The sequence below is a fragment of the Nostoc sp. genome, assembly GCF_036917815.1.
Classification (GTDB): domain Bacteria; phylum Cyanobacteriota; class Cyanobacteriia; order Cyanobacteriales; family Nostocaceae; genus Nostoc.
In genome coordinates this window covers 15118-34416 of sequence record NZ_JBALEK010000056.1, presented here as the reverse complement: position 1 = coordinate 34416, position 19299 = coordinate 15118, and the positions used below count along the sequence as shown (strand labels likewise).

At 41.3% G+C, this 19299-nt stretch carries 23 protein-coding genes; 9 read left to right on the top strand and 14 right to left on the bottom strand.

All coding sequences use genetic code 11. The features are described from left to right. Positions 1–207: 207 nt before the first annotated feature. From V7K97_RS16555 to acs, 5 genes are all read right to left on the bottom strand, one after another. A complete protein-coding gene (locus tag V7K97_RS16555) occupies positions 208–831 on the bottom strand; it encodes a nucleotide kinase domain-containing protein (RefSeq protein WP_334802120.1) in 624 nt (207 codons plus the stop codon). 174 nt (positions 832–1005) lie between these two features. Further along, the gene (locus V7K97_RS16550; protein WP_334802118.1) at positions 1006–1686 is read right to left on the bottom strand and encodes a tetratricopeptide repeat protein; all 681 of its coding nucleotides are present in this window, start codon (positions 1684–1686) and stop codon (positions 1006–1008) included. A 172-nt stretch (positions 1687–1858) separates the two neighbouring features. Further along, positions 1859–2335, bottom strand: coding sequence for a DUF4365 domain-containing protein (locus V7K97_RS16545; RefSeq protein WP_334802117.1), 477 nt, complete (start codon positions 2333–2335; stop codon positions 1859–1861). Between the two features lie 4 nt (positions 2336–2339). Beyond that, positions 2340–2825 (bottom strand): DUF4365 domain-containing protein, encoded by a 486-nt coding sequence (locus tag V7K97_RS16540; RefSeq protein WP_334802116.1) that lies wholly within the window; start codon positions 2823–2825, stop codon positions 2340–2342. 126 nt (positions 2826–2951) lie between these two features. Further along, the gene (acs, locus tag V7K97_RS16535; protein WP_334802114.1) at positions 2952–4925 is read right to left on the bottom strand and encodes an acetate--CoA ligase; all 1974 of its coding nucleotides are present in this window, start codon (positions 4923–4925) and stop codon (positions 2952–2954) included. Between the two features lie 269 nt (positions 4926–5194). Here acs and V7K97_RS16530 point away from each other — a divergent pair, with 269 nt between their 5' ends. The 4 genes from V7K97_RS16530 to V7K97_RS16515 all read left to right on the top strand — a co-directional run bounded on the left by V7K97_RS16530 (position 5195) and on the right by V7K97_RS16515 (position 7894). After that, positions 5195–5839 (top strand): restriction endonuclease subunit R, encoded by a 645-nt coding sequence (locus V7K97_RS16530; RefSeq protein ID WP_334802113.1) that lies wholly within the window; start codon positions 5195–5197, stop codon positions 5837–5839. Positions 5840–5868: 29 nt separating this feature from the next. Beyond that, positions 5869–6603: a Uma2 family endonuclease gene (locus V7K97_RS16525; protein WP_334802112.1), complete on the top strand. Its 735-nt coding sequence runs from the start codon at positions 5869–5871 to the stop codon at positions 6601–6603. Between the two features lie 92 nt (positions 6604–6695). After that, the gene (locus V7K97_RS16520) at positions 6696–7385 is read left to right on the top strand and encodes a hypothetical protein (protein ID WP_334802111.1); all 690 of its coding nucleotides are present in this window, start codon (positions 6696–6698) and stop codon (positions 7383–7385) included. Positions 7386–7453: 68 nt separating this feature from the next. Further along, entirely contained in the window at positions 7454–7894 is a 441-nt protein-coding gene (locus V7K97_RS16515; protein ID WP_334802110.1) for a hypothetical protein, read from the top strand. Positions 7895–8001: 107 nt separating this feature from the next. Here V7K97_RS16515 and V7K97_RS16510 read toward each other — a convergent pair whose 3' ends face one another. The 5 genes from V7K97_RS16510 to V7K97_RS16490 form a co-directional block, all read right to left on the bottom strand. Continuing rightward, entirely contained in the window at positions 8002–8253 is a 252-nt protein-coding gene (locus V7K97_RS16510) for a type II toxin-antitoxin system RelE family toxin (RefSeq protein WP_334802109.1), read from the bottom strand. Continuing rightward, a complete protein-coding gene (locus V7K97_RS16505) occupies positions 8250–8519 on the bottom strand; it encodes a DUF6887 family protein (protein ID WP_334802108.1) in 270 nt (89 codons plus the stop codon). Before V7K97_RS16505 ends, V7K97_RS16510 begins: the two co-directional genes overlap by 4 nt. Next, on the bottom strand, positions 8516–8692 hold the full coding sequence (locus V7K97_RS16500; protein ID WP_334802107.1) for a DUF6888 family protein: 177 nt from the start codon (positions 8690–8692) through the stop codon (positions 8516–8518). Before V7K97_RS16500 ends, V7K97_RS16505 begins: the two co-directional genes overlap by 4 nt. Before the next feature lie 69 nt (positions 8693–8761). After that, positions 8762–9835 carry a WD40 repeat domain-containing protein gene (locus V7K97_RS16495; RefSeq protein ID WP_334802106.1) on the bottom strand — a complete coding sequence of 358 codons (1074 nt, stop codon included), beginning with the start codon at positions 9833–9835 and terminating at the stop codon, positions 8762–8764. A gap of 122 nt (positions 9836–9957) precedes the next feature. Next, complete coding sequence (locus tag V7K97_RS16490) at positions 9958–10524, bottom strand: ferric reductase-like transmembrane domain-containing protein (protein ID WP_334802105.1); 567 nt, start codon at positions 10522–10524, stop codon at positions 9958–9960. A 675-nt stretch (positions 10525–11199) separates the two neighbouring features. Here V7K97_RS16490 and V7K97_RS16485 point away from each other — a divergent pair. Together V7K97_RS16485 and V7K97_RS16480 are read left to right on the top strand one after the other, a co-directional pair. Beyond that, the gene (locus tag V7K97_RS16485) at positions 11200–11508 is read left to right on the top strand and encodes a tetratricopeptide repeat protein (protein ID WP_334802166.1); all 309 of its coding nucleotides are present in this window, start codon (positions 11200–11202) and stop codon (positions 11506–11508) included. 342 nt (positions 11509–11850) lie between these two features. Next, on the top strand, positions 11851–12147 hold the full coding sequence (locus V7K97_RS16480) for a hypothetical protein (protein ID WP_334802104.1): 297 nt from the start codon (positions 11851–11853) through the stop codon (positions 12145–12147). 151 nt (positions 12148–12298) lie between these two features. On the opposite strand, the gene V7K97_RS16475 is transcribed toward V7K97_RS16480, so the two are convergent. Then, entirely contained in the window at positions 12299–12460 is a 162-nt protein-coding gene (locus V7K97_RS16475) for a type II toxin-antitoxin system RelE/ParE family toxin (protein WP_334802103.1), read from the bottom strand. 34 nt (positions 12461–12494) lie between these two features. Between V7K97_RS16475 and V7K97_RS16470 the strand changes: the two genes are divergently transcribed. Together V7K97_RS16470 and V7K97_RS16465 are read left to right on the top strand one after the other, a co-directional pair. Next, complete coding sequence (locus V7K97_RS16470) at positions 12495–12629, top strand: hypothetical protein (protein ID WP_334802102.1); 135 nt, start codon at positions 12495–12497, stop codon at positions 12627–12629. Positions 12630–12719: 90 nt separating this feature from the next. Beyond that, a complete protein-coding gene (locus V7K97_RS16465) occupies positions 12720–13442 on the top strand; it encodes a TerC family protein (protein ID WP_334802101.1) in 723 nt (240 codons plus the stop codon). Positions 13443–13679: 237 nt separating this feature from the next. Here the strand turns inward: V7K97_RS16465 and ndk are convergent, their stop codons facing one another. Further along, positions 13680–14129 (bottom strand): nucleoside-diphosphate kinase, encoded by a 450-nt coding sequence (gene ndk, locus V7K97_RS16460; RefSeq protein ID WP_179064967.1) that lies wholly within the window; start codon positions 14127–14129, stop codon positions 13680–13682. A 252-nt stretch (positions 14130–14381) separates the two neighbouring features. On the opposite strand from ndk, the gene speA reads away from it, so the two are divergent. Next, positions 14382–16397 carry a biosynthetic arginine decarboxylase gene (gene speA, locus V7K97_RS16455; RefSeq protein WP_334802100.1) on the top strand — a complete coding sequence of 672 codons (2016 nt, stop codon included), beginning with the start codon at positions 14382–14384 and terminating at the stop codon, positions 16395–16397. Between the two features lie 289 nt (positions 16398–16686). On the opposite strand, the gene V7K97_RS16450 is transcribed toward speA, so the two are convergent. Beyond that, positions 16687–17856 carry an NDP-sugar synthase gene (locus V7K97_RS16450; RefSeq protein ID WP_334802099.1) on the bottom strand — a complete coding sequence of 390 codons (1170 nt, stop codon included), beginning with the start codon at positions 17854–17856 and terminating at the stop codon, positions 16687–16689. Positions 17857–18086: 230 nt separating this feature from the next. Beyond that, complete coding sequence (locus tag V7K97_RS16445; protein WP_334802098.1) at positions 18087–18917, bottom strand: ScpA family protein; 831 nt, start codon at positions 18915–18917, stop codon at positions 18087–18089. Positions 18918–19299 lie beyond the last annotated feature (382 nt).

The window sequence follows — 19299 nt, the reverse complement described above, 5'->3', positions numbered from 1 at the left end:
ATTCCATAAATAAATTTAGTTGCTCTCAAACCATTTTTCTTTTTCTTTATGAGTGCCTTTTTACTTTTTACTTTTGCCTTATTCGGTGACTAAATCGCTGGATTTAGATCCCCGACTTCTTGAAGAAGTCAGGGTCTGGGAAAGGTTAGATCATCTTAAATTATTGATATCAAGATTTTCCTTAATCCAACATTTCTGGAGCAATTCCTAAAGCCTTGAGTTCTTCAGGAGAGATCGATAATTAATATCTGTTGCTAATTGGTAAGCCATAAACTTACCTAGCAATGGATATTCTTGAATTATCTGAAAAACATCTTCAAATTTTTTGGCTTTGACTATGCAGTTTACTACACTATCTTGGACAACCATTTTATCAATTAATGCCAAATGATTCTGGTGCTTCTTATCATAACCAAACTCTTTGCTGGCACAAGACATATATGCACTAGTGTAAATGACATATCCAAGATTCATCGCCTCCTGTAATATATCTGAATATACATTTGAGTCGAAATTAGACAGTGTAATATAATCTCCTATTTTCTTTTCTAAGTATTCCCATGTTTCTATTTTATTAAAAATTTTAAATAGTAGAATTCGTAAAATTACTTCTTCTTCATTCTTGCTCCTATTTTCATCGTAAATTACGTTTCTGATCAGATATTGTGAAACACGATCGCTTGCGCGATATGCATTACAAAATTTATAAGTATTAATAATCGGGTCACTTGTCCAGGGTGGTGGTACGTTGTTAATTTTGTTGAAAAATACTTCCTGACGCATAGCAGCAAATCGCCAATATGTATCAAAAATTTCTTGTCTTACTTGCATACAGTGTTCTCCTGGTTTGTCTTCATCAGTTTCAAACCTGTTTTTTATCTATGAGGGAAGATTATGCGACAACTGCCGCATAATAATCGTATCAGATCGCAGTTTTGCCAAAATATCCTTAAAGCTAATTTTCAGCAAGTCTTCTTAACTTTTATCCCCTGAATAATATGATTTTCAGGAAAGACTAGGATCATCTGAAGTTTTGATCTCTCGCAAAATTCGTTCGACTTGATTAACTTTTTCAACTCTTTTCTGTGCTTTGAAAATATTTATAGCTTTTTCTAAAGAAGATAACGCCTCATCTTTTTTATTTGTTTGCCATAATGCCAGTGCAAAATTAGTCAGCGCCTCGCCATAATTAGGATTGATTTCCAGAGCTTTTTTATATTCAGTAATGGCTTCTTGCCAGCTACTTTGGCTAGCGTAAGCCATACCGATCGCATTGTAAGCTAGAGCATATTTGGGCTGGAGGCGAATGGCTTCTCGATAGGCGCTAATTGCTTCTTCTGATTTCTTTTGCTCAAAAAGCGCATTTCCTAGTTGAAAGTGTCCAAATGCATCTTCTGGAAATTTTTTAATGAATTTACGTAAATTTTCCTCTGCGCCTTTGAAGTCTCCTTGATTATATAAAGCATTGGCTTGTTGCAGGAGCTGCGATCGCTCTGGTGTATCTGTACCTGAAAATTGTGCTATTTTTTGCGGTTGTCTCTGTGCATCCTGTTCTGGCGAATGCAAAGAAACTTGTCCAGAAAGCGCTAAGACTGATGGTGATATCCCCATTACAGTGATAATACTCAGCATCATGCAGCTAAAAGGTTGAACAAATGCTGATTTGGGTTTGCGCTTTACCTTCATCGCTCTGAATACCTCAATAATGTTCTATTCTTATAATAATGTGAGGATGCATTAGGAAGTCTGCAATGCACTAAAAAGTTTGTCAATACGCTGGCTGCACGGTGTAATTAAAATTTTAGGTACGGGCGAGCGCGCCTATTTGTTTTATAAGAATAAATTTGTATGTGCATACTCATGTATTATTTCTATGGTCATACCAACTATTTATACTTGAAATAATATTAGCTATTTCTTTGTCATCAAGTTTTTTCAGTTCATCATCTTGGTTAAAGTGCAATTTAACTTGCTTTTCTCCATCTATTTTAGGTTCTAAAATCCATTTATAATAACCTTGATCGGTTTCTAAAATAAAGAAAAATAGGCAAACGGGGAATGGTAAATCTTTAAATTTTTCTAGTATACTCAACCTATTTTTGTCTAGCTTTAAAATATCATTATGCTTCTTTAAATTAGATGTAGAATCTGTTGCTTTTACTTCAATACCAAAAAGTCTTCCAGTATAAACTCCATCTTTGGTAATTGTGATTAAAAAGTCTAATCCTTGATTTGGTGTTGGCTGATAAATAATCAAGTCATCACGACGAGTTAAGTAAACAATGGCAAGAGATTCTGCCCGTCTTCCAATATACCAAGGTGCTGTGGTTTTCATTGTTTTATCTCCAGTCTCGATCGGCAAATTTGGAAACTAACTGATTAGTATGGTATCTACTCCAAAAATCATCAACTTCCTGCCATAGCAGTTCTCTATTTTGTTTAATAATTTTAAATTGAGTAGAAAGGCTTGACAAAGACTTAAGACTTTCACCATTTGCAGAAACCATGTAACCTATCTCTTGAATTTCATCGATACCTACTATATAAGTTGGTGCTGGATAAGATGCTAAACTAATTACATTTTCTTGTCGTACTTTCACTTTTAATCGATTATATTTTTTAGTATAACCTTCTCTTGTTGTTTTCACTTGTACAAAGAAATAAGGGACAGATTTACCAGCCCCTACCAACTCTACAATAAAATCAACATATTGCCATTTGTCTCCTAAAAACTGCGGCTTGAAAATAGGGCCAGCATGAGAGTGAAATTCCGTCATTAATACTGTAAAAATTGCTTCGCCTCTTTGCCCCAGTGCATCTCTCATTTATAGACCTATTTTAATTGAGCCTGTTCAGCTAAGGGCAGGCTGTTTTGCCTACCCTACAGTATTAAGAATTGCTTTGTGTTAGTTTGTCGTTAACAGACTCCTATTTTGGGAAATTTGCATTACTTACGCGCCTTCCCGTAACTTATCCAACACACTCCGATCTTCTAATGTCGAAGTATCACCAGATACCTCTTCCCCAGCAGCTAGATTCCGCAGTAAGCGCCGCATAATCTTACCCGATCGCGTCTTGGGCAAAGCGTCTGTAAACCGAATCTCTCCAGGACGTGCGATCGCACCTATTTCTTTAACAACGTGCTGTTTGAGTTCTTTACTCAGTTCCTCACTAGCCTGATAAGTCCCTTCTAAAGTCACAAAAGCAACTACTTCTTCACCTTTGAGTTCATCCGGTTTACCCACTACCGCCGCTTCTGCAACGGCTGGGTGCGAAACTAAGGCTGATTCTACTTCCATTGTACCGAGGCGGTGTCCTGATACATTTAGTACGTCATCCACGCGACCCATTACCCAGAAGTAGCCGTCTTCATCTTGTCTCGCGCCATCACCAGCAAAATAAGTATAATTCCCATCTTTAGGCGGAATGTGTTCCCAATAGGTGCGGCGGAAACGTTCTGGATCGCCGTAGACTGTTCGCATCATTCCTGGCCACGGATGGCGTACTGCTAGATAACCGCCTTCGTTATTCGGTACGGTGTTTCCTTCTAAATCCACGACATCTGCAATAATTCCTGGGAAGGGAAGAGTTGCAGAACCTGGTTTGGTAGGAATTGCCCCTGGTAACGGTGTAATCATGATACCGCCGGTTTCCGTTTGCCACCAGGTATCCACAATTGGACAGCGATCGCCACCAATTACTTTGTGATACCATATCCAAGCTTCGGGGTTAATTGGTTCGCCGACGGTTCCCAGCAAACGCAATGAAGACAGATTTCGCGCATTTGGATGATGTTCACCCATTTTAATAAATGCCCGAATCGCTGTAGGTGCTGTATAAAAAATATTAACGCCGTATTTTTCAATTACATCCCAGAAACAGCCAGGATTAGAAGCACGGGGCGCACCTTCATACATCAACGTTGTTGCACCGTTGGAAAGAGGACCATAGACAATGTAGCTATGTCCCGTAATCCAACCGACATCGGCAGTACACCAATATACATCTGTGTCTTGGAGGTCGAATATCCATTTGGTAGTGATATGGCTATACAAATTATAACCAGCAGTTGTATGCACTACACCCTTCGGTTTGCCCGTGCTGCCAGAAGTGTAGAGGACAAACAACATATCTTCACTGTCCATTGGTTCGGCGGGACAATCTGCTGATGCAGATTTTTGCAAATCATGCCACCAATGATCGCGTCCGCCCAACTGCATATCAGTTTCTTGTCCGGTGCGCTTGACAACTAGGACATTTTCTACACTGGGAACAGCACCATCAGCTAAGGCTTTGTCTACCTGTTGCTTGAGAGGGACGATCGCATCTTTGCGCCAACCACCATCAGCCGTGACTACTAGTTTAGCTTGAACATCAATTAAGCGATCGCGCAAAGCTTCGGCGCTAAAACCACCAAATACTACAGTGTGGGGTGCGCCAATTCTCGCACAAGCTAACATAGCAATCGCCGCTTCGGGAATCATCGGCAGATAAATTCCGACGCGATCGCCTTTTTGTACACCCAGTTGCTTCAATACATTGGCGAACTGGCAAACTTCCCGGTGCAGTTGGGCGTAGGTGAGGGTGCGCGAATCACCTGGTTCTCCTTCCCAAATCAATGCTGCTTTATTTTTGCGCCAGGTAGTGAGGTGTCTGTCAAGGCAGTTGTAAGAAATATTAATCTTACCACCAACAAACCACTTAGCAAAAGGCGGTTGCCAGTCTAATACCGTGTCCCATTTTTGGAACCATTCTAATTCTGTTTCAGCCAAATCTGCCCAAAATTGCTGCGGATCGGCTTTAGCTTTGTCGTAGATACGCTGATAGTCATCCAGGCTTTTGATATGGGCATTCTGCGAGAATTCCGAGGCTGGATGAAATAGGCGATTCTCTTGTAGGATTGATTCTATAGTTGGTTGAGACATGGTTATGAGTGCGATCGCTATTGTTACTAAAAACTATTCTTAGCCCAGTTGTGCTATACAGGGTTGAGATTTTCGTTAAGCTGGGTGGAAATTGCCGAGTTATTTAGTTTACCGAAAATTTGGGTAAAAGCCCCCTCCTTCCAGGACGGCTTTATATTCATTTTCATCTACCAAAAGCAAGCGATCAAGAAATGTAAACACGTTTTGCAACCTATCTACCGGTAATGTTGCAATATTGTAAGTAGTCTTGACAAAGAAAGCCTGAAATTATGACGCTTACTGTTGAAGCTAGCAGCCTATCTCTCAACGATGTTCATCGGTTTCTCAAACTAGAAGAGCTTTCAACTGGTTTGTTTACAGACTTCTTAAATTTAGAACCGTTGACAGAGTTTGAACAGCAGGATTTATTGCGAATTAGCAACGACTTCCGTCGTTATCTGAGGTTGGGTAAAATATCTGAAGGTTTGGTTAAATTTATAACCATTGCGCCACTAATGCGGCTAGCTGGATTTTACGATGTGCCGATTCGATTGACAATGGAAGATAGCATTGCGATCGCAGTCGAAGATGAAGACAGAAGAATTACCGGGCGGATGGATATTTTAGCAATCAACAATCCTCAAAGTAATATTGCGCCGCCTTTTTGGGTTGTGGTGATTGAAACGAAAAATAGTGCGGTTGATGTCGGTGAGGGTTTACCTCAATTACTCACTTATGCTTTTAAAAGTTTAGATCAACAGCCATCAGTTTGGGGTTTGGCAACTAACGGACTGCGTTATCAATTTGTTTATTTAAGACATGACGTGCAGCTAATTTATCAGTTAATGCCATTATTAAATCTGAATGAATCTCCCGGTGCAATAGAGTTATTACAAGTTTTCAAAGCTATCTGCAAGTTACCAAATTTTCAGTAAAATGAACGTAAATAGCGGAGCGATCGCTGATGTCTGAACCTGCTACCCTAGAAATAGAATTAATCTCTGATAATATTTTAGAGGAGGAAGTTATTTTTCCTCCCGGTGATATACTTAGTGACGAACCACCCTTGGAAAGTGATCTACACCGAGACCAAATCGATTTGCTGATTCGCATACTTAAATTATGGTGGCGAGAAAGGCAAGATTTTTATGCTTCTGGCAATTTGACGATTTACTACAGTCCTAACCAGAAAAAATCAGAACATTTCCGTGGCCCAGACTTCTTTGTAGTTTTGGGAACCCAGAAAAAAGATCGTAAGAGTTGGGTAGTTTGGCAAGAAGACGGCAAATATCCCAATGTGATTGTGGAAATTTTGTCAAGTTCAACGACAACAGTTGATAAAGGGTTAAAAAAACAAATTTACCAAGATACCTTCCGTACACCAGATTATTTCTGGTTTCACCCTGTAACAATGGAACTTCAGGGATTTCATCTAGTTGATGGGAAGTATCAAGAAATCCAAGTAACCACTGATGGACGTTTGTGGAGTCAGCAGTTAGAACTTTATTTGGGAGTTTATGAAGGTAAATTAAGATTCTTCACTACTGAAAATCAATTAATACTATCATCAGAAGAATCGGCTGAACAAGAACGTTTACGTGCTGAACAGGCAGAAGAACGTGCCCAACGTGCAGAGCGAGAAATTGCCCGACTGCGGGAGGTTTTACGTATACAGGGCATCGATCTAGAGAATATTTAATGACATCAGGAAATTAACTAAATACATTTTCAAGTTAAAATCTAGTTATCAGTGTGTAAAAAAAGCGTAATCTTCTGAAAGTAGGGCATCGTTTGCAAGCAACAGAGATTAAGGATCAGCTAAAGTCCCTTATCGAGCAAGCTTCCTCGATAGATCATAATTTAGCGAGAAGATTAGATGAAATCAATCGTTGGGTAAAGAACATCAAGCCAGGTTCCCTGACTGCAAAACCCTTTGTAATTGCCTTTCTGCTAGAGGTGATTACGGATTCCACAATATGGCTGATCATCAAATCCTTACCTTCAGAGGAAGAACAAAAAGCAAAGTTCGATCTTATGACGCCGATCGAGAGATATTGGTATGGTTATCTCTTTCCCAGATGGTTCAATGCAAGTGACTCCAAGTTTTATATTTGGAAACAAAAATTGATGGCAGGCGAATTTAATCAGCTTGATGATGATATCATTAAATTAATAGCTCAAGATGTTGTCAGTCGAGAAGGTAGTTTTTTGCAGCGTTATATTGCCGACCTTTCTATGGCAACAGATTTAATTGTTAGTCGTAACAATCAACCACTGTGCATTCAAGTAACTAGTGTTAGTGAAGAACTGAATCACCAAAAGTACCAAGCTTGGCAAAATACACTGCGATCGTGGGAAATAGAGAGAGGGTTGTTCTTAAGTTACAATCCCAAGGATGCTAATTTTGTTAACCAGTTAGTCAACGTGGCCCTGTATAACAGTGATTACCTTTCTGGTGGCAAATATTTAAAATTTTCGTGAACTTTCAGGAATTTGATCTTTCAGATTTGTGTTCTAGCCTACATACTTACGTGCTAATTAGAGCTTTTATGGCTAACAAAAGAGAAACTCACTGCGACAATCAAGTAGATACATTTGCTGAAGCATTAGCAACAGCGCGACAAATGCAGCAGAACTGGCTGACTTATGGGGTTGATTTTGTCAATTTTTACGTTGAAGATGTGGATGGAGACTGGCTGGAAACGTGGGGACATGACGAAATATTAGGTAATTCTCGATTAGATACTATCAAAGAATTTTTGGTAAGTAATGATAGTGTAGCTGTTAGGGTAAGAGAGCATTTAGGAGAGCGATCGCTATTTGATTTTGCAGTAAACTTAGATGAATCTTGGAGAATTTCCGAAACCAATGATAGGTTATCTGCCGTGAGAAATCTGTTAGCTGGTGAAAGAAATAGTGTTGATACAGATGAGATTAGGTTGTTTGATTTAGTAAACAGTCTGCTGGTAAAGTTGGCAGAGATTTTGTGAAATTTTTAGTTGCATAGTGGTAGAGGAAATTCGGAACTCAAGAGTTCTCATGTTTTATGTAGCTTGCCATTGGGTGGCATATAGGCGATCGCTTTTCCAGATAAGCTTTAATAATCTTTTAGATGTGCAATCTTTATCACTGTTAGTAGTAAGGGTTGATCCTGAATCTGGTAGATAATACGGTATTCACCCAAACGAACCTTATACAGCCGTTCGGTATCCTTCAATGGGTGAGCGTCTTCTGGACGTGGATTTAATGCTAATTCCTCTAACTTTTGTGCTAGTCGTTGCTGCACCTCTGAGTCCAATTCGACAATTGTCTGTACAGATGAAGGTGCTAATGCTACTTGGTAGCTCATATCCCTAGCTCCCTTTTAATGTCTTCAAAGGGTGTTGTCCCCAGCCTTGTAATTTCCTCTAGTGCTGTATAAGCATCTCTGACATCAGCCTCATCTAACCTTGCTTCAATTAGCTCATACATCTGCTCTGTTGAGGTAATTTCAATCCCTGGTTCTTCTCTAAGTTTGTCCGTTAATGCATAAAAAGCTTCTTGTTCGTCTCGATGTTCTAACACATAAGCTCTTAACTCTTGTTTAGTCATCGCTTGAAAATTGGCCTTACTCATAAATATCTCACCCTCCCATTTGGCAATATTTCTACTTCAAAGTTTTGTCCAGCCAGAATGTAAATGCGTGTTGTCCGTTCATCTAATCTTACCAAGTAAATTGGCAGGTACATCTGAGTTAAATCCTGACACACCTTAAATAATTCAATTGCTTGTTCATTTGTTGGTTTCATTCAGCATCATTAGCAAATCAAATAGCAGTAAAAAATCCTGACCAAAAGCTTGAAATTGATAGTCTTATTTTAACTACTTAGACCAGTTTTCTTGAAGTCCAGCCTGGAAACTTTAGTGGTATCACGAGGTACAGACCAAAGTTTGATGGTTTCGTCACCACTGCCACTTACTAGGGTTTTCCCATTAGGACTGAAGGCCACAGACCATACAGATTTGGTATGTCCTGCAAAGTTGGCAAACTCTTTACCAGTGGCTAAATCCCAGAGCTTGATTGTTGTGTCATAACTACCACTGGCTAAGGTCTGTCCATTAGGACTAAAAGCAACAGACCAGACGGCATGAGAATGCCCCGCTAGAGTGTGCAACAATTTGCGATCGCTCACTCGCCACAGCTTGATGGTTTTATCCATACTACCACTGGCAAGAGTTTGCCCATCAGGACTGAAGGCAACAGAACATACTGCTTGGGAATGGCCTGTGAGAGTCTGTATAAGTATCGGATTGCCAGTGTTTAGCTGCCAAATTCTGATGGAGTTATCTCTACCACCACTTGCTAACTTCTGGCTATCGGGGCTAAAAGCAACAGACTTTACCCAGCCTACATCCTGGAGCGTCAAGAGTTCTTTGCCTGTTTCTAGATTCCAGAGCTTAATGGTATTATCAGCACTGCTACTAGCAAGCAATTTTCCATTGGGACTTATAGCGATCGCTTCTACATCGTCTCTATGTCCATCAAGGGTACTGATAAGACTTCCTGTTTCCAGATTCCACAGTTTAATTCGATTATCCCAGCTGCCACTAACGAGTACACGCCGATCGGGGCTAATGGCTAAGGATACAACTGCGTCAGCATGACCTTTAAAGCTGTGGAGTAATTTGCCAGTATGCAGATTCCAAATCTTGATCGTGCCATCATAGCTACCACTAGCTAAAGTATTACCATCTGGACTGATAGCGATCGCATAAATCCAGGTTGAATGTCCTTTGAGAGTTTGATCAGGTTGAATAATTGGCAAAGACATAACCCCAGCTGTGACTGTCTGGAATGGTAATAGTAAACGATAAGAGCCAAACCCAGCCAAGGTTACTGTAGATGTAATTGCCAGTAATACTGTAAATTTATTAACAATTATGTTTGACACTATAGAGCGACTCTCAATTTACATAATTTGGGCGACAAATAATATGAGAAGGCAGAATAAAATAAAGCTTATTTTAGCTTTATTAACTAATTAGTTACTTCTGCCATGTTGTACTAATGAAACTATCTAATGCCTTTTCCTACTAAATCTGGTTTAGCTACCTTAGCTGCATTTTTTTGTTGCTTACTCTGGTATTCAATCCAAAGTCGGATCACAAATAAAACTGTGATGATGGTAATAGCAGCAAGGCTAATTGGTGTTAAATACGTCCAATGACCCGACATTTTATCCCAGATATGCCAAATCAAAACAACCATAGCTACATAAGTGAGCTTATGTAATTGCTTCCAGTTCTTTTTCAGCTTTTTTACACTCCAATTATTAGAAGTTATAGAGAGGAGTGTAAAAATAATGAAAGTGCTTACACCCTGGATATATATCCAAAATGTCTTGATGTCAAAAAAATCAAAATTTCTCTTTTGAACCATTAGGAAACCATGACCTAAAGCCAAAAAGAAAGCCATCACACCAATAACCCGGCGGCGTTTTAGCAGCCATTGGGGAATACCAGTCTCTTTTGTCTGAGGAAAAACAATTCTGAGAATTGTGGGAATTAATGTGGCTATATAACTAGCTAATGCTAGAAAACCAATAATATTAGGCAGGGGTGATTCATCCATTGAAATCATGATTAATTCCTACAAATAAGATTTTTGATGATAGAAACTACAGGTATAAATAATGAAATAAAAAGTTCAACTCATCCTCATTTTAATAGCAGATGAGCTAGGCATTTTAGCCCGTAAAGTAAAGCCTATATATTTATCAGAGGCTGATTCACAATTTATGCAATTTTCACAAATTAATTTACAATTATCCCTAAAGCCACCTACCAGTAAATAAATAGATAATCTGGTGAAAAAAGTAGAGACGTAGCACTGCTACGTCTTTACAAGGGTTCTGGATAACGCATATTTAAATTTGGTCGATGTCTAATATTTATAGCCGACCCTTCTTCTGAAGTCGAGGCTATTTACATTTACAGGACTAGCCCTTTCAAGGTGACTCAGAAAATCTCTGATTTCCTCTCTGCGTTCTCTGTGCCTCTGCGGTTTAAAAGTAATTTATCTAACCACAGAGGCGCAGATAACACAGAGTAAAGAGGAATTTTTTGAGCAAAATTTTTACTCACCTTGAAAGGGCTAGTCCTAATTTATTCTTCACGTTGAAGGATTCATAAGATAGTTTGAGCATTTGTTGCAAAGGTTAAATATTTTCTTATGAATGCTGAAGCAATTGTTACTCGCGTTCAAGCATTTATAAGAAACGTTTAAGCATTTGTTACAAACGTTAAATATTTTCTTATAAATGTTGAAGAAATTGTTACTCAACCCCTGTTTCTGCAAGCTTTAGAACTTTATAAACGCCTGCTCGGAGATGCACACCCGGATGTTGCCACCAGCCTGAACAACCTGGCATTACTCTACAATTCTCAAGGACGCTACGACCAAGCCGAACCCCTGTTTCTGCAAGCTTTAGAAATTCGTCAGCAGGTGTTTGGGGTAAATCATCCCAATACGGTTACTGTTCGGCAAAATCTAGAAAATCTTCAAGCTCAAAAGAGTGATAGCCGTAAAGTTGAGAACAATCCTAACAATACTAAAAATCAATAGTTTATAAACTCAACTGGATAACGAAGTCCTCAAATACAGGGTTTGCCGTGGCAGATATCTGGATTATGAGTAATGCGTTGTAGAAGTGTGTCATTCATAAAGAAATATTCATAAATTATGACGATATTTTTGTTCTCATATTCTAATTCTAGATGTCAAATAACGACAGCAGAAAAATAATTAGTAGCTACAAATAAATACTTTTGACAGTTAATTTATTTTTGATTTAGGGCTTTACAAGTATAATTTTATACTCTAATATACAAATAAGAAAGGCGATCGCCCTCTGCCAAGAATCTGCGATCGCCTTTCCCTAAACCCCCATTCTGGGAGATAATTACAATGATGACACAAGTACAAAAGTTTGTAAAAAATCAGAAGTTCGCCCAATCGGAATTACAACAGTACTTAGAGAGCGAAAACTTAAATACACCCATCCTGAATCAATCTTCTGAAAATCAATTACCGAAAAGAGAACCGATTAAACATCTATTAATAGGTTCTCCAAAAGCAGTTACTAGCACAATTCACTATCTGCAAGTGATTGGCTACGCCAGCATCGGCGATTGGAGTCCGCTACTACCAACCGCTAACCCAGGCGAGGTAATGAGTATTTTAATCCGTCAGATTCTAATGTAATAAGACATATCAAGATGGTGCGTTGCGCTGCACGACAACGCACCCTACTGGAATGACACAGCTAAAATAGTGCATTAGACGTAGGTTGGGTGGAGCGGAGCGCAACCCAACAGATATCAGGATGTTGGCTTTGGCAAAGCCTCCACCCAACCTACAATTTTTTTGCTGGAAACTGTGCTAAAATTTCAAACTTTTGAGTGATGATTGTGAGAAATCTATCTGCGATATCTGCATTTCCAGCAAACAGGTAATCGTTAATTTCTTGTAAGTCTTGGGTAGCTTGAGGCGATAGAAAATATAAACTCATTACCATATTTTTGTTCTCATATTTTAATTCCAGATGCGAAATGACGACAGTCCATTGCGATCGCATCAAGCTAAATATCAAAAATTTTAGCGTATTGAATAATACTAAATATATTCCAATGACACGGCGATCGCACCCATTGAACCCTCTTCAAAATGCACCACAACCACGTTAAGCTGAATTAAAGTAGCAATTTATTGCGCTTTCTAACATGAAAATCTCTGTTTCTGTCAAATTTTAATTTTTTCTGCTTGAGAAACCCGGAATGCTAGACCAAATTTTTGATAACCTCAACTTTCATTTCAGCGTTGAAGCCCCGATAGTTCTGCTGATCCTGATATTTTTAGAGGCAGTGTTATCTGCCGACAACGCGATCGCTCTGGCTGCGATCGCTCAAGGGCTTGAAGACAAAGAACTTGAGCGTAAGGCCCTCAACTTTGGTTTAGTCGTTGCCTACGTGCTGCGAATCACCCTGATTTTAACTGCCACCTGGGTACAACAATTCTGGCAATTTGAATTATTGGGCGCTGCTTACCTGCTGTGGTTGGTATTCCAACACTTTAGCTCTCAACAAAGTGAAGACGAGCGCCATCACGAGCCGCGTTTTAGTTCGTTGTTGCAAGCTATACCCGTGATTGCATTTACAGATTTGGCATTTTCTTTAGATAGCGTCACAACTGCGATCGCAGTTTCTCAAGAAAAATGGCTGGTGCTGACAGGTGCAACAGTTGGTATTATTACGCTGCGATTCATGGCGGGATTGTTTATCCGTTGGCTAGACGAATTTGAAAACCTAGAAGATGCAGGCTATGTAACTGTAGCCTTGGTGGGTTTGCGGTTGTTGTTAAAAGTGGTGAACGATGATCTAGTTCCCCCAGAATGGATCATGATTCCTGCCATCTTCCTGATTTTAGGCTGGGGATTTTCCAAACGTGTTGGCACTGAATTACCCCAAGTAGAACCGGAAAAGAGCGAAGTCTCGAAGTGAGAAGAGGGGATGAGAGGGATCTGACTTTTCACGGGATCTGCAAAACCTCACTTCCATTCCTCTCTCCTGCAAGGAGAGAGGCTTTGAATTCTCCCCCAACGCTAGTAGGGAAGGGGGTTGGGGGGTTAGGTTTCGCGTTTGTTTTTCCACATAGCGTGAAAAGTCAGAAGGGAGATGAGGGAGAATAATAATTGTTCATTTGCTACCCCCACTCCCCACTCCCCACTCCCTAATGTTTTACTCGTGCAACCAAGGCGTTAAGTGTGGTTGCCAACTTACCAATTCTTCATCCTTAAACCACAGGGCTATTTCCTGTTGCGCGGTTTCTGGAGCATCAGAACCGTGGATTAAGTTGCGACCAATATTCAGGCCAAAATCGCCGCGAATGGTTCCAGGCTCTGCTGTTAAGGGGTTTGTCGCACCAATAATCTTTCTGGCAGATGCAATGACACCATCACCTTCCCATACCATCGCCACCACTGGGCTAGAAGTGATAAATTCTACTAGACCACCAAAAAAAGGACGTTCCCGGTGAACCCCATAGTGTTGTTCGGCCAATTCCCGACTGACTTTCAAGAACTTTAAACCAACTAGGGTAAAACCTTTAGTTTCAAAGCGACGGATAATTTCCCCCACTAATCCCCTCTGTACACCATCAGGTTTAATTGCTAAAAATGTGCGCTCCAAAGCTATCTCCCAAAACTTAATTAAGTTTTTATCTAGTCAATTGTCCTTTGTCCTTTGTCCTTTGTTCTTCATCCTCCGTCTTCAGTCCAAGGGTTTTGCACTAATGACCAATGACTAATGACCAATGACTAATGACCAATGACTCTTGACCAATCAGAGTTTATCTCAGAAATTATCTTTAGGTGCATATACGTTGCCAAATGAATGCGCTAAATTGTTAACTCGTGGGTGAAAAACAGAGGTTAGGAAGAAATGGGTGCTGAGTCAACTGCTACATCTGAAGAGGTGGTACTACCGTCCAATGGACAAAAATCTGAAGTGAAACATCCTAAACAGAAAAAACTTTTACCACCTAGTCCTACCACAGGAGATTTACCTCGCCCCTGGAAAATTGAGGATAGTGAAGCCTTATACCGGATTGAAGGATGGGGACAACCTTATTTTTCCATTAGCGCTGCTGGACACGTCACCGTGGCACCCAAGGGCGATCGCGGGGGATCTCTTGACTTGTTTGAATTGGTCAACGCCATGAAACAGCGCAACTTGGGACTTCCCATGTTGATTCGCTTTTCGGATATTTTGGAAGACCGGATTGAGCGCTTGAACGCTTGTTTTGCCAAAGCGATCGCTCGCTACAACTACCCTGGTGTCTACCGTGGTGTCTTCCCCGTCAAGTGCAATCAAGAGCGGCATTTGATTGAGGATTTAGTCAGATTTGGCAAGCCCCATCAATTTGGTTTAGAAGCCGGTTCCAAGCCAGAATTAATGATTGCTCTAGCTGTATTGGATACACCAGGAGCATTGCTCGTTTGCAACGGCTACAAAGACCGAGAATACATCGAAACGGCAATGTTAGCCCAAAGACTAGGGCAAACACCAATCATCGTCTTAGAACAGATTGAAGAGGTTGATTTGGTGATTGATGCCAATCGCCAGTTAGGTATTAAGCCGATATTAGGAGTTCGTGCTAAACTCAGTACCCAAGGTATGGGACGTTGGGGAGCCTCCAGTGGCGATCGCGCTAAATTTGGTTTGACAATGCCTGAAGTTATTGAGGCTGTTGACAAGTTACGAGAAGCTAACCTCCTCGATTCTTTGCAGTTGATGCACTTCCACATCGGCTCACAAATTTCTGCCATCAATGTGATTAAAGATGCCATCCAAGAAGCCAGCCGTATTTATGTGGAATTGTCGATGCTGGGCGCGGATATGAAATACCTTGATGTTGGTGGTGGCTTGGGCGTAGATTATGACGGTTCCCAAACCAACTTCTATGCATCGAAAAATTACAATATGCAGAACTATGCCAACGACATCGTAGCAGAGTTAAAAGATACCTGTGCAGAGCGGCAGATTCCCGTACCAACACTGATTAGTGAAAGTGGACGAGCGCTCGCTTCCCATCAGTCGCTGCTGATTTTCGACGTTCTTAGTACTAGCGATGTCCCCCTCGACCCACCAGAACCTCCGCAAGAGGGAGAATCCCCAATTATTAATTATCTTTGGGAAAGCTACCAATCCATCAACCAAGAGAATTATCAAGAATTGTTCCACGACGCTGCCCAATTCAAAGAAGAAGCCATCAGCCGCTTCAACTTAGGAATTTTACGCCTCAGAGAACGAGCCAAAGCCGAACGCCTCTACTGGGCTTGTTGTCAGAAAATTCTCACCATCACTAGACAGCAAGAATACGTACCCGATGAACTGGAAGACCTAGAAAAAATCATGGCTTCCATCTATTACGTGAATATGTCAGTGTTTCAATCGGCACCAGATTGCTGGGCGATCGACCAGCTATTCCCGATTATGCCAATTCACCGCTTGGATGAAGAACCAACGCGGCGGGGAATTTTAGCAGACCTCACCTGCGACAGTGATGGTAAAATCGACCGCTTTATTGACCTGCGCGATGTCAAATCGGTTTTAGAGTTGCACACCTACAAGCCCGGAGAACCCTATTATTTGGGGATGTTCTTGAATGGAGCTTACCAAGAAATCATGGGTAATTTGCACAACCTATTTGGCGACACTAACGCCGTTCACATCCAATTAACACCCAAAGGCTACCAGATTGAACACGTTGTCAAAGGTGACACCATGAGCGAAGTAGTGAGCTATGTGCAGTATGACTCCGAAGACATGGTGGAAAACATTCGCCAGCGTTGCGAGAAAGCATTAGAAGAAAAGCGCATCACCCTAGCAGAATCTCAGCGACTGCTGCAAACCTACGAGCAGAGTCTTAGAAGATATACGTACTTAAATAGTTAGGATTGGGAATTGGGCATTGGGCGAATGGCACTAATAAAAGCGCAAAGGCTTGTGTCGTCTCGTTCCCAGCCTCCAGGCTGGGAATGTATTTAAAGAGGCTCTGCCTGTTGTCAAGCTACTCGAGGCGGAGCCTCCCAGAATGGGTTCCCAGCCTAGAGGCTGGGAACCAGTTACCAGTTAGAGCAAGGGCTGTATCTTTTCTTAGTGCCATTCGGCATTGGGCATTGGGCATTGGTTATTCCCCTTGTCTCCCTTGTCCGTCTATTCCCCATTCCCCAATACCCATTCCCTAATTTACATTTGTCCCCAACAATTCTTCTATCGCTTGTCGCTCAAGAGGGGTATGTAATGGCACTGTCTGACGGGCATCTGTAATTAGCCAGTCTAAAGCTGCGGCTTGAACATCGATCGCCGCGCCAGTTTTATCTACGCAATAACGCCCAAATACCAGCTTATCGACTAACCGGACTCCCGGACCCAGGCGCGACCATTCAAAAATTACGCTGTTATCTACTGTTGCACCACTACATATCCAACAATTGGGGCCAATCATCGCCGGACCGACAATTTTAGCTCCGTCTTCGATTCTCGTCATGCCACCAATGTAAACTGGGCCTGTAATATCCACTTTGTCCCAATTGACGGCGACATTTAAGCCAGTGTAGATACCAGGGGCGACTTCATGACCAGGGATTTGCACATTTTTGATTTCACCTAGCAGCACACCGCGAATCGCCCGCCAGTAGTCTGGGACTTTACCAATATCTACCCATTCAAAGTCCATCGGAATGGCGTAAAAGGGAGCTTGGATTTCTACCAATTTGGGAAACAATTGGCTCCCAATGTCATATTCCACATCAGAGGGAATATAATTAAAAACTTCTGGCTCAAAGATGTAAATACCTGTGTTGATATTGGTGCTGAGGGCTTCTTCAGTTGAAGGTTTTTCTTGGAAAGCTTTGACACGTCCCTCTTCGTCAGTGACAACTACACCGTAGCTAGAAACTTCTTCCTTGGGGACAGATTTTGTAATAATAGTAGCGATCGCTCCTTTGGATTTATGCCATTTAACCGCCGCAGTTAAATCTAGGTCAATTAAAGCATCACCGCACAAAACCACAAAGGTATCATCAAAAAACGGTGAGAAGTCTTGGATGCGCCGCATCCCTCCAGCTGAACCAATTGCTTCTCCCTCTAGTTTACCGTTGTCATCAATTTTGCCTTCAAACGAATAAGCAATCTGTACCCCAAACCGTTGACCGTCACGGAAATAGTTTTCTATTTCCTCAGCCAAATGACTAACGTTGACCATAATCTGGTCAAATCCATGTCGGCGTAACAGTTCCAGCAAGAACTCCATCACTGGCTTTTGCAGGATGGGAATCATCGGTTTGGGAATTGTATAAGTAATTGGACGCACGCGAGTACCCTTACCAGCCGCGAGAATCATCGCTTTCATAAAAATTTATTCCTCAACCACAAGCCAGTTTACTTTCATCGAGTGATACTTAATCATCAGTTTTTATTTCTGCTCTAAGTTATCCCCAAACAGGGATAACAGGAATTTAGTGGTTATTGCAACCATAACTATACTTAGATGACAAGCGATCGCTTATCTTTTCAATTTACTCGGATTTTGGGACTGAAGCACAAATCTGTAAATTATCTGTAGGGCTACTTTTGCCTTTCTTAGTTCATCGGTTGCTCAAGGGGTTTACAAGAGTTAGCTGAATCTCTAAGTAACCGAATTTTAATTTCATGGTAAAACTCTTCTTGAAATAGCTCTACTTTCGATTGAGCTGAGAGTAGTAGTAACGCCCAGAAAACGCTAACTAGTTGACTCTGTTTAGACTCATGTCCAGACCCATTTTGGTTGAGAAGCTTTGTCTGAGTCCACAACTCTACAAGTTGTTCTAAATTCAACCAAGTTTGCTCTAAACTTAACTCTCTTGCTGACAAATTCAACACCTGCTCCAGTTCCCTAGCGACTTCTGTCAGATTTTCCTGGTGAGCTAACTCCAGCGCCTCCCGCATACTTTGGACGCTAGGTTGACGCCTGGGACGTATGGGTCTACTGACTTTTTCTACCAGCTTTAGTTGGTTCGCCATAATCTGCAATTGCTTGATTAACTCTTGCAGAGTCACCCGGCGCTTTGGTGGCGGCATTGCCGATGGACGACGACGCAATTGCCGTTCTAATGGTAGACGATGACCCTGATGTGATGCACCGTCTTCACCTTCTAATAGGGCATCATCTTCTACACCATCCTGTGCATCTCCTACTGTTGACAATTGCATCAAGGTATTGGCCTTGAATAATACCAGCATTGATGCTGACAAAAATGCCTGTCCAGATTGAGACAAGTCCGCTTCATAGCCTCTTGTGATTGCCCCCGGTGCCATCAGTTCTAAGTAACGGTCAATCACCTGAATCACTTGGACATCCCAAGGATCAATTTCTCCCTGCTGGGCTTGATAAATCAAGAGTGTGATTGTTTCTAATAGCTCGGAAGCTTCCATCAACGGGTTCTAAGTTAATTAATCAGAATCAAAGATCGTAAATTCAATTGTGAATTGTGAGATCAGATTGTGCAACTTTTTACTTTTCACTTGGGGATTGGGGATTGGGCATTGGGCGAATGGCACTAAGAAAAGCTATAAGCTTTGCCCTAACTGGTTCCCAGCCTGGAGGCTGGGAACCAGCTCTGAGAGGCTCCGCCTCCTCTTTCTTGATGAGAGGCAGCAGCCCATTCAGAATACATTCCCAGCCTCCAGGCTGGGAACGAGGCTACATAAGTCTTTGGGCTTTTCTTAGTGCCATTCGGGATTGGGGATTGGGGATTGGGGATTGGGGATTGGGCATTGTTTATTCTCCTCTTACCCATCCTTCCCTGCTCTCCCT

What these genes read in the sequence shown, in the direction of transcription:
- V7K97_RS16555 (WP_334802120.1), bottom strand. Translation starts at nt 831, where the DNA reads ATGCAAGTAAGACAAGAAATTTTTGATACATATTGGCGATTTGCTGCT.
- V7K97_RS16550 (WP_334802118.1), bottom strand. Translation starts at nt 1,686, where the DNA reads ATGAAGGTAAAGCGCAAACCCAAATCAGCATTTGTTCAACCTTTTAGC.
- V7K97_RS16545 (WP_334802117.1), bottom strand. Translation starts at nt 2,335, where the DNA reads ATGAAAACCACAGCACCTTGGTATATTGGAAGACGGGCAGAATCTCTT.
- V7K97_RS16540 (WP_334802116.1), bottom strand. Translation starts at nt 2,825, where the DNA reads ATGAGAGATGCACTGGGGCAAAGAGGCGAAGCAATTTTTACAGTATTA.
- acs (WP_334802114.1), bottom strand. Translation starts at nt 4,925, where the DNA reads ATGTCTCAACCAACTATAGAATCAATCCTACAAGAGAATCGCCTATTT.
- V7K97_RS16530 (WP_334802113.1), top strand. Translation starts at nt 5,195, where the DNA reads ATGACGCTTACTGTTGAAGCTAGCAGCCTATCTCTCAACGATGTTCAT.
- V7K97_RS16525 (WP_334802112.1), top strand. Translation starts at nt 5,869, where the DNA reads ATGTCTGAACCTGCTACCCTAGAAATAGAATTAATCTCTGATAATATT.
- V7K97_RS16515 (WP_334802110.1), top strand. Translation starts at nt 7,454, where the DNA reads ATGGCTAACAAAAGAGAAACTCACTGCGACAATCAAGTAGATACATTT.
- V7K97_RS16510 (WP_334802109.1), bottom strand. Translation starts at nt 8,253, where the DNA reads ATGAGCTACCAAGTAGCATTAGCACCTTCATCTGTACAGACAATTGTC.
- V7K97_RS16505 (WP_334802108.1), bottom strand. Translation starts at nt 8,519, where the DNA reads ATGAGTAAGGCCAATTTTCAAGCGATGACTAAACAAGAGTTAAGAGCT.
- V7K97_RS16500 (WP_334802107.1), bottom strand. Translation starts at nt 8,692, where the DNA reads ATGAAACCAACAAATGAACAAGCAATTGAATTATTTAAGGTGTGTCAG.
- V7K97_RS16490 (WP_334802105.1), bottom strand. Translation starts at nt 10,524, where the DNA reads ATGATTTCAATGGATGAATCACCCCTGCCTAATATTATTGGTTTTCTA.
- V7K97_RS16480 (WP_334802104.1), top strand. Translation starts at nt 11,851, where the DNA reads ATGATGACACAAGTACAAAAGTTTGTAAAAAATCAGAAGTTCGCCCAA.
- V7K97_RS16475 (WP_334802103.1), bottom strand. Translation starts at nt 12,460, where the DNA reads ATGGTAATGAGTTTATATTTTCTATCGCCTCAAGCTACCCAAGACTTA.
- V7K97_RS16470 (WP_334802102.1), top strand. Translation starts at nt 12,495, where the DNA reads ATGACGACAGTCCATTGCGATCGCATCAAGCTAAATATCAAAAATTTT.
- V7K97_RS16465 (WP_334802101.1), top strand. Translation starts at nt 12,720, where the DNA reads ATGCTAGACCAAATTTTTGATAACCTCAACTTTCATTTCAGCGTTGAA.
- speA (WP_334802100.1), top strand. Translation starts at nt 14,382, where the DNA reads ATGGGTGCTGAGTCAACTGCTACATCTGAAGAGGTGGTACTACCGTCC.
- V7K97_RS16450 (WP_334802099.1), bottom strand. Translation starts at nt 17,856, where the DNA reads ATGAAAGCGATGATTCTCGCGGCTGGTAAGGGTACTCGCGTGCGTCCA.
- V7K97_RS16445 (WP_334802098.1), bottom strand. Translation starts at nt 18,917, where the DNA reads ATGGAAGCTTCCGAGCTATTAGAAACAATCACACTCTTGATTTATCAA.